This is a genomic window from Lysinibacillus boronitolerans JCM 21713 = 10a = NBRC 103108 (assembly GCF_000772935.1).
Lineage (GTDB): Bacteria > Bacillota > Bacilli > Bacillales_A > Planococcaceae > Lysinibacillus > Lysinibacillus boronitolerans.
The window spans coordinates 182,359-195,504 of the sequence record NZ_JPVR01000076.1; the positions used below are offsets into that span (position 1 = coordinate 182,359).

At 37.3% G+C, this 13,146-nt stretch carries 11 protein-coding genes and 1 other annotated feature; of the genes, 5 read left to right on the forward strand and 6 right to left on the reverse strand.

From position 1 onward, the window contains the following. Positions 1-16: 16 nt before the first annotated feature. Together CD31_RS14140 and CD31_RS14145 are read left to right on the forward strand one after the other, a co-directional pair. Positions 17-715, forward strand: coding sequence for a response regulator transcription factor (locus CD31_RS14140; protein ID WP_016992558.1), 699 nt, complete (start codon positions 17-19; stop codon positions 713-715). A 22-nt stretch (positions 716-737) separates the two neighbouring features. Beyond that, entirely contained in the window at positions 738-1,976 is a 1,239-nt protein-coding gene (locus CD31_RS14145; protein ID WP_244905041.1) for a permease, read from the forward strand. A gap of 37 nt (positions 1,977-2,013) precedes the next feature. Here the strand turns inward: CD31_RS14145 and CD31_RS14150 are convergent, their stop codons facing one another. Further along, entirely contained in the window at positions 2,014-2,949 is a 936-nt protein-coding gene (locus CD31_RS14150; protein WP_036078448.1) for a DUF4181 domain-containing protein, read from the reverse strand. Then, entirely contained in the window at positions 2,936-3,457 is a 522-nt protein-coding gene (locus tag CD31_RS14155) for a sigma-70 family RNA polymerase sigma factor (protein WP_016992555.1), read from the reverse strand. The genes CD31_RS14150 and CD31_RS14155 overlap by 14 nt, the downstream gene beginning before the upstream one ends. Positions 3,458-3,831: 374 nt before the next feature. On the opposite strand from CD31_RS14155, the gene CD31_RS14160 reads away from it, so the two are divergent. Then, complete coding sequence (locus CD31_RS14160; RefSeq protein WP_036078450.1) at positions 3,832-5,013, forward strand: NupC/NupG family nucleoside CNT transporter; 1,182 nt, start codon at positions 3,832-3,834, stop codon at positions 5,011-5,013. Between the two features lie 125 nt (positions 5,014-5,138). On the opposite strand, the gene leuS is transcribed toward CD31_RS14160, so the two are convergent. The 4 genes from leuS to CD31_RS14180 form a co-directional block, all read right to left on the reverse strand. Beyond that, entirely contained in the window at positions 5,139-7,556 is a 2,418-nt protein-coding gene (leuS, locus tag CD31_RS14165; protein WP_036078453.1) for a leucine--tRNA ligase, read from the reverse strand. Positions 7,557-7,642: 86 nt separating this feature from the next. Next, positions 7,643-7,853, reverse strand: a binding site (T-box leader). Between the two features lie 65 nt (positions 7,854-7,918). Continuing rightward, entirely contained in the window at positions 7,919-9,661 is a 1,743-nt protein-coding gene (locus CD31_RS14170) for a SulP family inorganic anion transporter (RefSeq protein ID WP_036078455.1), read from the reverse strand. Positions 9,662-9,717: 56 nt separating this feature from the next. Beyond that, the gene (locus CD31_RS14175; protein WP_026023572.1) at positions 9,718-10,065 is read right to left on the reverse strand and encodes an ArsR/SmtB family transcription factor; all 348 of its coding nucleotides are present in this window, start codon (positions 10,063-10,065) and stop codon (positions 9,718-9,720) included. Positions 10,066-10,212: 147 nt separating this feature from the next. Further along, on the reverse strand, positions 10,213-11,391 hold the full coding sequence (locus CD31_RS14180) for an MDR family MFS transporter (protein ID WP_016995609.1): 1,179 nt from the start codon (positions 11,389-11,391) through the stop codon (positions 10,213-10,215). Between the two features lie 225 nt (positions 11,392-11,616). Here CD31_RS14180 and mnmL point away from each other — a divergent pair, with 225 nt between their 5' ends. Together mnmL and mnmM are read left to right on the forward strand one after the other, a co-directional pair. Then, entirely contained in the window at positions 11,617-12,573 is a 957-nt protein-coding gene (gene mnmL, locus CD31_RS14185) for a tRNA modification radical SAM protein MnmL/YtqA (RefSeq protein ID WP_036078458.1), read from the forward strand. Then, complete coding sequence (gene mnmM, locus CD31_RS14190) at positions 12,570-13,145, forward strand: tRNA 5-(aminomethyl)-2-thiouridylate-methyltransferase MnmM (protein ID WP_016994479.1); 576 nt, start codon at positions 12,570-12,572, stop codon at positions 13,143-13,145. Before mnmL ends, mnmM begins: the two co-directional genes overlap by 4 nt. Position 13,146: the final 1 nt, after the last annotated feature.

The window sequence follows — 13,146 nt, forward strand, 5'->3', positions numbered from 1 at the left end:
AAAGGAGAATCTCACCATGAATATTTTAATCGCAGATGATGAGCCATTAGAGCTTGAGCAAATGATTTATTTATTAAAGCCACATTTTCCAAATTGGACCTTCCATACTGCCCAAGATGCCTCACAGGCTCTGCAATTAGCTAAAAAGCATCGTATGACTATCGCCTTTTTGGATATTCAAATGCCTGGGAAAGATGGTATCTCGTTGAGCAAGGAATTAAAAGCGCTTTATGAGGTAGACATCATCATGGTAACAGCTTATCAAACCTTTGAATATGCCCAACAGGCATTGCGTATCGGGGTAAAGGATTATCTTACAAAACCGGTCATTGCAAGTGAATTAGATGCTATCGTGGAGAAATATAAGGTGTGGAGTTCTAACCATGATGCGATTCAAAGCGCACTTTCCTATATTCATGAAAACTATTATGAAAAACTAAGTCTCAATATTATTGCTGAAAAAATTCATTTGAATCCGAGCTATTTAAGTCGTAAATTTTTGGAGGAGCAGTCTATTGGCATTAATGAGTATATTAATAATTATCGCTTAGAAATGGCCGTAAAGAAAATCAATGAAAATCTAGACACAAGTATGTCTGCGATTGCTGAGAGCTGTGGTTTTAATAGTCAGCACTATTTTAGTGTTGCGTTTAAGAAAAAATACAATCAATCACCACGTCAATATAAATCCTCTAAAATGAGTAAAGGCCTTTAATCGTATGTTAAGGAAATATTCATTGCTCGTTCCATTTGCAAGTTTAAGCACAGCAGCAGGAGTCATTATTCTTTTAGCGAGATGGATTAATGGTAATTTATTATTGTCCTCTCCCTCAGCCCTTATTTCTTTTGGTTTTATGGCGGGCATTTGTTATACATTAGCAACAGCTCTTTCGTTTATTATACTTGGCTCATTGCTGAATAAGAGCGATTACACACAAAATCAGCATACACAAAGTTTTTTGCTCTTTACTATACAGCGTAAATTGTCTGGTATGAATTTAAAGGTTATACGGCTATTTTACCTGCTGACAGGTATTGAAATTTGGCTTATTCAATTAATAAGCATTAGTGTATTATCTGAAATTATGTTAAATATTCCAGTACCTATTACACTTTTTTTCTTTTTAATCGGCATCTTATTTCTTGATCGCATCATGTCAGTGAAAAGTATACTCTGGTTGGAAATTTTATTTATTATTGCTCTTTTTTCATTACTTATTTTTATCCCTATTTATTACTTTGTTCAAAATGGGGCAAACACTGTATATGAGGGGATTCGCTTATATCACCCTTATTTATTTTATTTTAAAAATAGCGAAATTCTGCTATTCTATGTCATTATTCAACTAGCCGTTTTAGGACAAGTATTTTTTGATAAATCGACATGGTATTTAATTGCCTTTATAAAACCTAAAAAAGTACGCCGCAGTCTGTTTTCCTCAGGTTTAATTTTAGCGTTATTAACGCTATCATTTACAGCGATTTTAATGATTGCCCTATACAGCGGATCATTTGGCCAGTTCCAAGTACTGATTTTTACGTTTTTATATGAAGTGCAGCCAGGCTTTCTTACATTTGCTTTTCTCGTCATTGTCCTATTAGCCATTGTCACAACCTTGCTTGTAGACATGCGGGCAACGAAACGTTTTTTTGTGACGAAAAGACCCTATTATTTCTATTTGATTGGCCTGATGATAATTTTATTTACCTGTTTCTTATCTATCAATTTAACGATTTTAGGTGTTATTTATTCTTTTGCCTTCCTGCACATTACCATGTTACCGTTTATGTTAATCCTTTTATTTACGAATCGCCATATTCATAAACATAGCTGGCTTGTCATTTTTCTATCCATCATCATTGGAATTGGTATTGGTTTAAGCTTTAATACGCTATACGGTTTAGCTACCAGCTTTATCATCTCAAGTATTTATCAATTAATGCTTCAGACTGAAACGATAGAAAAAAATACCTGAACTCGAGATTATTTCGGGTTCAGGTTTATACGTTTATTTAACTGATATAAAAGAAGAATAGGATGAGTAATAGCAATCCAACAATGGCCGAACTAATGGAAAGATAATGTCTTTTTTCCTCTCGACCATAGTAATAGTCAATAAATATAGAGCTGAAAAGGATGACAGCTAAATATCCTCCAATGATAACAGTAAATAAAATCCACCCTTTAATTACGATCACCAGGAGCATAATGATATTCAACATTTTAATAGCCCAAACAGCACGTCGATGTCCACTATTAACATATTCCTTTGGTATATTAAATTTTTTCCTCATTAGTTTATCGACAAGCATTTGGATAGCTATGATAAAAACTAGCATAACGAGTAAACCTGACATTCCAAATTTAGCATCATCATTGAGAGCAAGATCTATATAAGCCTTTGCCAGATCTTTATTTTCTACTTTGTAAGATGATTTGTTGTTATAATCAACAATTATGATATACTCTTCGCCGATGAACATTTTTAGCTTAATTATCTGCCCCTTTTCAAACTCTACCCAGACATCACGTTGTAATCTAAATCGAATATCCTCATTCATATGCGTCATAGTAGCTTGCTGTAATAATTGTTGTAAAAGCTCTTTTTCTGAACTTTGCTCCATTATTTGCTGACCAATAACCCACCCAGGTCTCCCAGCCTTAAAAATCTCCTCATCCGAATTGTAAATCATTGTATATTTTTTTATTGATTGCTGCTGTGCTAATTGAACAATTGAAGCATGTTGCGTTTGCTCTATCTGCCCTAATGGACCGATTTCTATTATTAATAGAAACATGATGATCGTGCCTACGATGATCAATGGATAAGACCAGCGTTTTGCTTTTTTTTCATGTTGCACTTGCCGTAAAATATCCTCCTGTAAGGATTCCGTAAATCGTGGTGCTTCGCCAAGTTCTTGATCCAATTTTTCTTTAAAAGCTGTCATCCATTAACACCTCCCACTCACTAGTCGCTAATTTCTCCTGTAACATTTTCCTTGCCCGATGCAATCTGGTTTTAACTGTATTTTCTGCACATGTAAGAATATCTGCAATTTCTCTAACCTTTAATTCTTGATAATAATAAAGAATGACGACTTCTCTATAAGTAATAGGTAACTCAAATAACGCATTCGTTAATGTTTTCCGCTCATCCTGTGCTATTAACATCGTTTCCGGTGTCCGTTTACTTGCCCCAATATGTAATTTTTCCAATAGCAGATGGCGTTTATTTTTCCAACTTCGAAGATAATCATGGCTTTTATGTACCGTGATTTTAACTAAATAGGTCTTTAGAGATGCTCTATGTTCAAAGCGATCCTGCTGCCGATAATAAGAAAAAAAGACATCTTGTACAATTTCTTCAGCAATTGCCCAGTCCTTTACATAAAGATAAGCCACTCGTAAGCAATATTCTCCGTGTTCTTCCATAATGGCTACTAAATGCTCACTCACCCAAACACCTCCTCTAAACATTCACCCTATAGTCGTCATTCGATCTTAGTTGGTTTCAAAAAAATCAAAAAGTTTCATGAACACGATCGTCATAAATTGAGAAAAACTTCACACAATAAAAGAGTATTTTATAATGAATTATTCTGGCAACCTTAATTATGAATAGTCACTCCTAAAGAAATAATGTACATTTTTAGACTGAATTTATTTGTATGCTGTGTTGCATACTTTTTTTCTATTATCTATTGAATACCTAGCGAAAAAACTGTTATAGTGAGATTGTTTGTCTGACGTCTGACTAATTAAGATCTTTAGCTGTTCTTCTGAAATTGGAACATCAGGACAAAATATCACAGATACTTATGGAGGAACTTATGAGATACTTAATATCCTTTTGTGGATTGTTACTTGTTTTTGCCTTAGCTTTATTAATGAGTAAAAACAAAAAAGAAATAAAATATAAATATATAGTGATTATGTTGATCATCCAATTTTTATTGGCAGCTTTACTACTCAATACAACGGTTGGCTATGTGCTAATTAAAGGAATCACCAAAGTATTTGATCACTTATTGTCCTATGCAAATGCGGGTATATCATTTGTTTTTGGAGGCTTAGCAAATGAAGGAGAATCACCCTTCTTTTTAGCTGTTTTATTACCGATCGTCTTTATTTCTGTTCTGATTGGGATCTTGCAGCATTTTAAAATACTTCCTTTTTTAATGAAATGGGTAGGTTTATTTTTAAGTAAAGTAAGTGGCATGGGGAAATTGGAATCCTATAATGCAGTTGCTTCTGCTATGGTTGGCCAATCTGAAGTGTTCATCACTGTTAAAAAGCAATTAGATAAGATTGCACCACAACGTATGTATACGTTATGCGCTTCTGCTATGTCGACTGTTTCGATGTCAGTAGTTGGTGCTTATATGACGATGATTGAGCCAAAGTATGTCGTAACGGCCATTGTATTAAACCTGTTTGGCGGATTTATTATTGTTTCTATCATTAATCCATATACTGTGGATGAAAAAGAAGATATCTTAACGATTGAAGATGAACAGAAGCAAGCGTTCTTTCAAATGATTGGCGAATATATTATGGATGGCTTTAAAGTAGCCATCATTGTTGGAGCAATGCTTATTGGTTTCGTTGCATTAATGGATTTAATCAATTCATTATTCGATATGATTATTGGTATATCCTTCCAAGAAATATTAGGCTATATCTTTGCGCCAATCGCTTTCCTAATGGGTATTCCATGGGCAGATGCTGTGGCTGCTGGCGGTATTATGGCAACTAAATTAGTAACGAATGAATTCGTTGCCATGATTAACCTTGGCGACGTCTCAGCGTCCATGAGTGAACGTACACTAGGCATTATTTCTGTATTCCTTGTATCCTTTGCCAACTTTTCATCCATCGGTATTATTTCGGGAGCTGTAAAAGGTTTGAATGAAAGACAAGGTAATGTCGTTGCCCGCTTTGGCTTAAAGTTGTTGTACGGTGCTACACTCGTAAGTATCCTAACAGCTATTATTGTGGGATTGATTATTTAAATTGTATTGAACTGCACTCAGTTAGATGGGTGCAGTCCTTATTTTATCGCTTATATAACGCCAAATTAAAAAATGTACATTACTAAAATTGAATTTAGTAATGTACATTTTTACTTTATAGCTCTTTATTTGACGACAATATTGACAAGTTTGCCTGGAATAACGATGATTTTCACTAAGCTCTTTCCTGCCATATATTCTTGAACCTTTTCATCAGCAAGTGCTACTTTTTCGATGTCCTCTTTTGACGCATCTTTTGCTACAACAATCTTCGCACGTACTTTACCAGCAACCTGTACAGCAATTTCGACTTCATCATCCACAAGCTTTGCTTCATCATAGGTTGGCCATTGCTCGTAAGAAAGTGTTGAATTGTGACCTAATAGTTGCCATAGTTCTTCTGCAATATGCGGAGCGATTGGTGCTAGCATTTTCACAAAGCCTTCAGCATAAGCCGTTGGAATCACATCAGCTTTATAGCAATCATTAATAAAGACCATCATTTGTGAAATAGCTGTGTTAAAGCGGATGCCTTCATAATCCTCTGTCACTTTTTTCACTGTTTGGTGGTATGATTTTTCAAGTGATTGATCGTTAGACACTTGGATTTTTGCTGAAATTGCGCCATCTTCTTCATTGACAAATAGACGCCAGATACGGTCTAAGAAGCGGCGTGCTCCATCTAAACCATTTGTAGACCATGCAACAGAAGCCTCTAGTGGGCCCATGAACATTTCATATAAGCGTAATGTATCGGCACCATGTGACGTAATGATTTCATCTGGGTTGACGACATTGCCCTTAGATTTAGACATTTTCTCGTTACCTTCACCTAGAATCATTCCCTGGTTAAATAATTTTTGGAATGGCTCTTTTGTATGCACAACGCCTAAATCATAAAGAACTTTATGCCAGAAGCGAGCGTATAGTAAATGCAATACTGCATGCTCCGCACCACCAATATATATATCAACTGGTAACCAGCGTTTTAGTAACTCTGGGTCTGCAATCGCCTCGGTATTTGTCGGGTCGATATAGCGTAGGAAGTACCAGCTCGAACCTGCCCACTGCGGCATTGTATTTGTTTCACGACGTCCTTTTTTACCTGTCTCTGGATCGACAACATTTACCCATTCTTCAATATTTGCTAATGGTGATTCACCTGTACCTGATGGTCGGATATTATCTGTTTTTGGTAGCATTAATGGTAATTCTGATTCTGGAACTGGCGTAATTGTGCCATCTTCCCAATGAATCATTGGAATTGGTTCTCCCCAATAACGTTGACGGGAGAATAACCAGTCACGTAGACGATAAGAAATTTTCTTCTCCCCTACACCTTTTTCCTCTAACCATTCAATGGCTTTCGCAATGCCATCTGCTTTATTTAAGCCATTAAGGAATTCAGAGTTAATATGTTGACCATCACCTGTAAATGCTTCTTTGCTGATGTCTCCACCTTCAAGTACAGGAACGATGTCTAAGCCAAATTCAGTTGCGAATTCATAGTCGCGTTCATCATGTGCTGGCACCGCCATAATAGCACCTGTACCATAAGACACTAACACATAATCAGCAATCCAAATCGGCACTTTTTTACCGTTAATCGGATTTACTGCATAAGCACCTGTAAATACGCCTGTTTTTTCTTTCGCTAAATCTGTACGCTCTAGATCAGATTTCATTTTAACTTTCTCTAAATAAGCCTCAACAGCTTGGCGTTGGTCAGCTGTTGTAATTTGTTCCACTAATTTATGCTCTGGTGCAAGCACACAGTATGTAGCACCAAACAATGTATCAGGGCGTGTTGTGAAAACTGTGAAGTTTTGATCAGAACCGTCAATGGCAAATGTCACTTCAGCCCCTTCTGAACGGCCAATCCAATTGCGTTGCATATCTTTAATAGACTCAGGCCAATCAACTTCTTCTAAGTCATCGATTAAACGATCAGCATAGGCTGTAATTTTAAGCATCCATTGCTTCATTGGTCTGCGTTCTACAGGATGACCACCACGCTCTGATTTCCCATCAATTACTTCTTCGTTCGCTAATACCGTGCCAAGTGCTGGACACCAGTTAACAGCTACTTCATCCACATAAGCTAAGCCTTTTTTATAAAGCTGGATAAAAATCCATTGTGTCCATTTATAATACTCTGGATCCGTTGTGTTAATTTCGCGATCCCAATCATAGCTAAAGCCTAGCTCTTGAATTTGACGTTTAAATGTCGCAATATTTTTAGCTGTAAATTCAGCCGGATCATTCCCTGTATCGAGTGCATATTGCTCAGCTGGTAAACCAAAAGCATCCCAGCCCATTGGATGAAGTACATTATAGCCTTGCATACGTTTAAAGCGTGATAGAATATCAGTTGCCGTATACCCCTCTGGATGGCCAACATGAAGTCCTGCGCCAGATGGATATGGGAACATATCTAATGCATAAAATTTAGGCTTTGCTGTTTCATTTTCAGTTTTAAATGTTTTGTTATCAGCCCAATATCGCTGCCACTTTTTTTCAATTTGTTCATGATTAAAACTCATTTCTTTTCCTCCTTCGATTGATCGTGCTGCTCTCCATCATAATTGACAAAATATTTAAAAAATAAAAAAACTCGCCCCTTTCTTATAGAAGGGACGAGAGAATTTGTACTCCCGCGGTACCACCCAAATTAGTGATTACACTCGGCTCAAGCTTCCTTAACGCGGAAGAAACGACACACGCTGTTTCACGCGGGCAGACTCAGAAGGCGAGTTCAATTTGCATTCTTACTAGCTCCCACCAACCGCTAGCTCTCTAAAAAGAACCACAAATCTACTATTCCTCATCACAGTCTTTACATGATATTGCATTTATTCTAATGGAAAGTATTGAAAAGCACAAGCCTTTGTTTACAGCTTACCCATTACTGAACAATTAAATCCTTTTCTTCCTTAGACTTTGATAAATCCTGACATTCATGAAAAGCAAAGTGCTGACAACCAATACATTGATTGGCGTTCAAATAATGGAAAGCTTTTGTAATTGCTTCTCCTGTATGCTGAAAAAAATGTTGCGCGCCTATTTTATCGTAAAGACCATTGTGTTCAAGAGCATCCTTTAAATCACCTTGCACACCCGTTACCAAGATAGTACCGCCCTGTGCTTTATAATTTTCTATGATATTGTTAAAATATGCTTCTCCAGTAGAATCCATAAAGGGCACTTTCCCCATCCGTAATATCAAAACTCTTGGTTGCTGATGCAAAGTACTTTCAATCGTTTGTTCAAACATTTGTGCAGCACCAAAAAACAACGGCCCTTCAATTGTGTACATACTAATTTGCGGGCAATCATGCTGCTGATGCACTACATGTGGCTGTACCTTCTCACTTTTATTTGAATGATCCGGAAGTACTTTTGTAACAACAAGCTTTTCACTCATACGTTTCGCAAATAATAGCACAGCCAGCACAAGCCCTACCTCAACTGCTAATGTAAGACTAGTGAATACCGTTAATAAAAAGGTAATCAATAATACCAGTGAGTCGCCTGATTTTAATTTTACGATATGTGAAAAATGATGTCGTTCACTCATATTCCAAGCTACGACCATCAGTACTGGAGCCATGCTTGCTAACGGAATATGAGATGCATATGGAGCTAATAACAATAATGTGATTAGAACAAACACACCATGAATGATACCCGACATAGGGGATACTGCGCCTGTTTTGATATTGGTCGCTGTGCGTGCAATGGCGCCTGTTGCTGGAATACCACCGAATAAAGGCGTCACAATATTAGCAATCCCCTGCCCAATTAGCTCACGATTACTGTTATGCTTACTATTTGTCATCCCATCCGCCACCACTGCCGATAATAGAGACTCAATACCACCTAGCATTGCAATAACAAACGCTGGACCAATAAGTTGTTGTAATCGTTCGAGCGTGATATTCGGTAAGGCGAAATGAGGTAATGTATTAGGAATTTGACCATAAGCCGTTGCAATGGTAGCAACTTGTCCTGAAAAGAGGAAAGTTGCCATAAGTGTAGAGACAACAATACCCGCTAATGCTCCAGGAACCTTTGGAAAAAACTTTGGTGTTATCACTATTGTCACCAAGCATACGACAGCAGTAAGAATACTATACGTATTTGTCGTACCTAGCTGCTTAATGATTTCCTGTATGTTGGCGATAAAATATTCATGCCTTTTAACATTTGTCAGCCCTAGAAAGTTAGCGATTTGACCTGTAAAAATAATCACTGCTATCCCTGCTGTAAAGCCAACTGTTACAGGTCGTGGAATAAACTTAATTAAAGTCCCTAGCTTAAAAAAGCCCATGATACAAAGCAATACCCCTGCCATTAAACCCGCAAGTAATAAATCTTCATAGCCATAGGTAAGAACAATCCCCAATAGAATTGGCACAAACGCCCCCGTAGGCCCACCTATTTGATATTTAGAACCTCCAAAAAGAGAAATAAGAATACCTGCAATGCAAGCCGTATAAATCCCATATTCAGGTTTCACACCTGATGCGATGGCAAAGGACATGGCAAGTGGAATAGCAACGATTCCGACAATAATCCCTGACAATAAATCCTTTTTTACATGATGAACTGAATACCCTTCAAAGCGTCCTGTAAACAGTGACTTCATAGATAAATCTTCCCTTCGAAATAATACGCAAAGCCCAATTTTTCATCATCATTGATTTACTTATTCTCTTCGTCACCTTCATTATTTGTCATTTCCTCTAATCTCGAAATGGTATGAACCAAATGGTTATTAAAAATATCCTTTGCCACCCCAAGTAATGCACCAATCATTGGGTCACTTAAAGAATAATAAACTTTTTTTCCTTCCTTCACCCCATAAACAATATTTTTGGCACGCAATACACTTAATTGCTGAGAAACAGCGGAACCCTCTTTCTCTAAGCAATCTTGAATCTCATTGACACTTTTCTGACCATCTACAAGGAGTTCAAGTATTCTGATGCGTAACGGATGTGCTAATGCTTTGAAAAAATCCGCTTTAAACTGTTGTAAGCCCTCTTCCATAAAAAAACCCCTCCATATAACTACATATTCAAATATTTGAATATGTATGATTGTAATCCTGTCACAGCAATTTTTCAATATCTACTATAAAAAAAGAACAAAATCAAGTGACTTGACACTCGATTTTGCTCTTTGATTGCAACATTATTAATCTGCTACTATTTTGTTCTTCTTTAAAGGATAATCGTATGTTAAACATGGAATAATCGCCAATAGTACGATGACCACCAATGTTAAAACGAGAGGAATCATGCCAAATTGATCTACCATAATACCACCAAATAGTGGACCAATCATCCGTCCTCCAGTAGCAGCACTATTGATAATCCCCTGATAGAATCCTTGTCGACCTTTTGGTGCCAATTGATTAGCAATCGTTGGTAATGCTGGCGTATAAAACATTTCGCCAAATGTTAAGACAAGCATCGCTGCTCCAAACATTTTAAAATCGTTTGCAAAGGCAATAATGCCAAAGGAAAGAGCAATCAGCGTTACACCAAATACTAATTGACGTTTTAAATTGTGTTCCCATCGCTTTACGAGCGGTGCAATGAGTGGTTGCCCAATGACAATTAGAAGACCATTTATTGTCCAAAGTAGGCTATATTGCTTTAATCCTAACCCTAAATCTTGTGTATAGGATGAAATGGTTGCACTCCATTGAGAATATGCTAGCCAGCATAAAACGGAGGATGCACTAATTATTAACAAAGCATAAAAAGGTGCCTTGTTTACGATTCGTTTACTTTCGCTCAAGACATTTTTAGGTGCAATACTGCCCACTTCCAAACGCTTAAATGTAAATAAGGCAATGAAAAAGAATAAAATATACATACCTAAATTCACTTTAAACACATAGTCAAATTGATAATCTGCCACAATACCGGCAAGGGCAGGACCTACGGCAACACCGACATTTTGTGCTAAATAGATAGTATTAAAAGCCTTACGTCCACCTTCTGGCCAGGCAGCCCCAGCTAAGGCAAACATACCTGGGAAAACAATGCCTCCACTAAAGCCTAGTATCGTTAAAAACCACACATAATGTGGCCAGCCGTGCCAAATTGTTAAGCCAATTAATGAAGCAATCGTTAACAGGATGCCAAGCATAATAGCTTTATAGCCACCAATTCTATCAAATAAGTAACCACCTAATAGATTACCTAATACTCCAGCAGCAGAATTCAGCATTAAGACAAAACCAGCCATTGCTAAAGATTTGCCTAAATAATCATGCATATAAATGGCATTCAAAGGCCATAAAAAAGAGTTGCCTGTTGTGTTCACAAGCATTCCGATAATTAAAAACCAAACACGTTTTGGCATAGGATGACCTCCATTATTTCGCTTCTCTAAATAGTTAGTGTATGCTGAAATACTTAAAAGCACAAGGAAAATAATTTTACCTTTTTTACAAGACTTCTACCCTATTTTCATTCGTTTTTATTTTTGTTTCTTACCATTTTTCTGCATCCATAACATGATAATACCCTTCCCCCATGACGGAACGAAAAGCACATGATAGAATAGAGCGTTAGAGGAGTGAAATAAATGACAGAGACAAATTTTCCTTTTCCCTCAGAGGGGAAAAGATACTATACATGGAATCGCTATTTACGTGACCAATTTGGTCATAAAGTATTTAAAGTGGCGTTAGATGCAGGCTTTGATTGCCCTAACCGTGACGGCACAGTCGCTTTTGGTGGCTGTACATTTTGTAGTGCTGCAGGTTCTGGTGATTTTGCTGGCAATAAGGTAGATCCAATTGATGTTCAATTTGCTGAAATCCGAGACAAAATGCATCAGAAATGGAAGGATGGCAAATACATGGCTTATTTCCAAGCCTACACAAATACACATGCCCCGCTGCCAGTTTTAAAAGAAAAATTTGAAGCAGCTTTGGCGCAAGAAGGTGTAGTAGGTCTTTCTATTGCTACTCGTCCTGATTGTTTACCAGATGATGTTGTCGAATATTTAGCAGAATTAAATGAGCGAACATATTTATGGATTGAGCTAGGTCTTCAAACGGTGCATGAGAAAACTGCCAATCTTATTAATCGCGCCCATGATTATGCAACGTATGTGGAAGGCGTTGAAAAATTGCGTAAGCATGGCATTCGAGTTTGCTCACATATCATTAACGGATTGCCTCTCGAAGACTATGACATGATGATGGAAACGGCACGCGCAGTTGCACAATTAGATGTCCAAGGCATTAAAATCCACTTACTTCATCTATTAAAAGGAACGCCTATGGTGAAGCAATATGAAAAAGGTATGTTAGAATTTTTAGACCAAGATGTGTATACAAAACTAGTAGCAGACCAATTAGAAATCCTACCACCTGAAATGGTCATTCATCGTATTACAGGCGATGGACCGATTGATTTAATGATTGGACCAATGTGGAGTGTCAATAAATGGGAAGTGTTGAATGGTATTGACGCTGAGCTTGAACGTCGAGGTAGTTGGCAAGGGAAGTTGTATAAGGCAGAGGTTACGAAATGAAATTACAACGTGTTTTACAATATGCCCAGCAGTTATTAAAAGATAGTATAGAAGAGGGAGATACGGCTGTTGATGCGACTGCAGGAAACGGTCATGACACATTATTTCTGGCACAGCTTGTTGGGGATGAAGGACAAGTTTATGCCTTTGATGTCCAAAAAGAGGCGGTTGATGCGACACTCCTTCGACTTTTAGATCATGGTTTAGAACATCGGGCAGTCGTTTTAAATAAAGGGCATGAGGAAGTCATGCAATATGTACACAAGCCAGTAGCTGCAGCTATCTTCAATCTCGGCTATTTACCTGGCAGCAACCATGATATTATTACAAGGCCTCATACAACAATCCAAGCTATTGAAAATATATTAAAGCTCTTAAAAGTGGGAGGATTGATTGTTCTTGTTATTTATCATGGTCATCCAGGTGGAAAAGAAGAACGTGATAAGGTCATTGATTATGTAAGTCAACTTCCGCAAAAATATGTCCATGTCTTAAAATATGCATTTCTTAATCAACAAAATGATCCGCCTTTCGTCATTGCATTAGAAAAAATGAAAGAATACCCTATTTAAT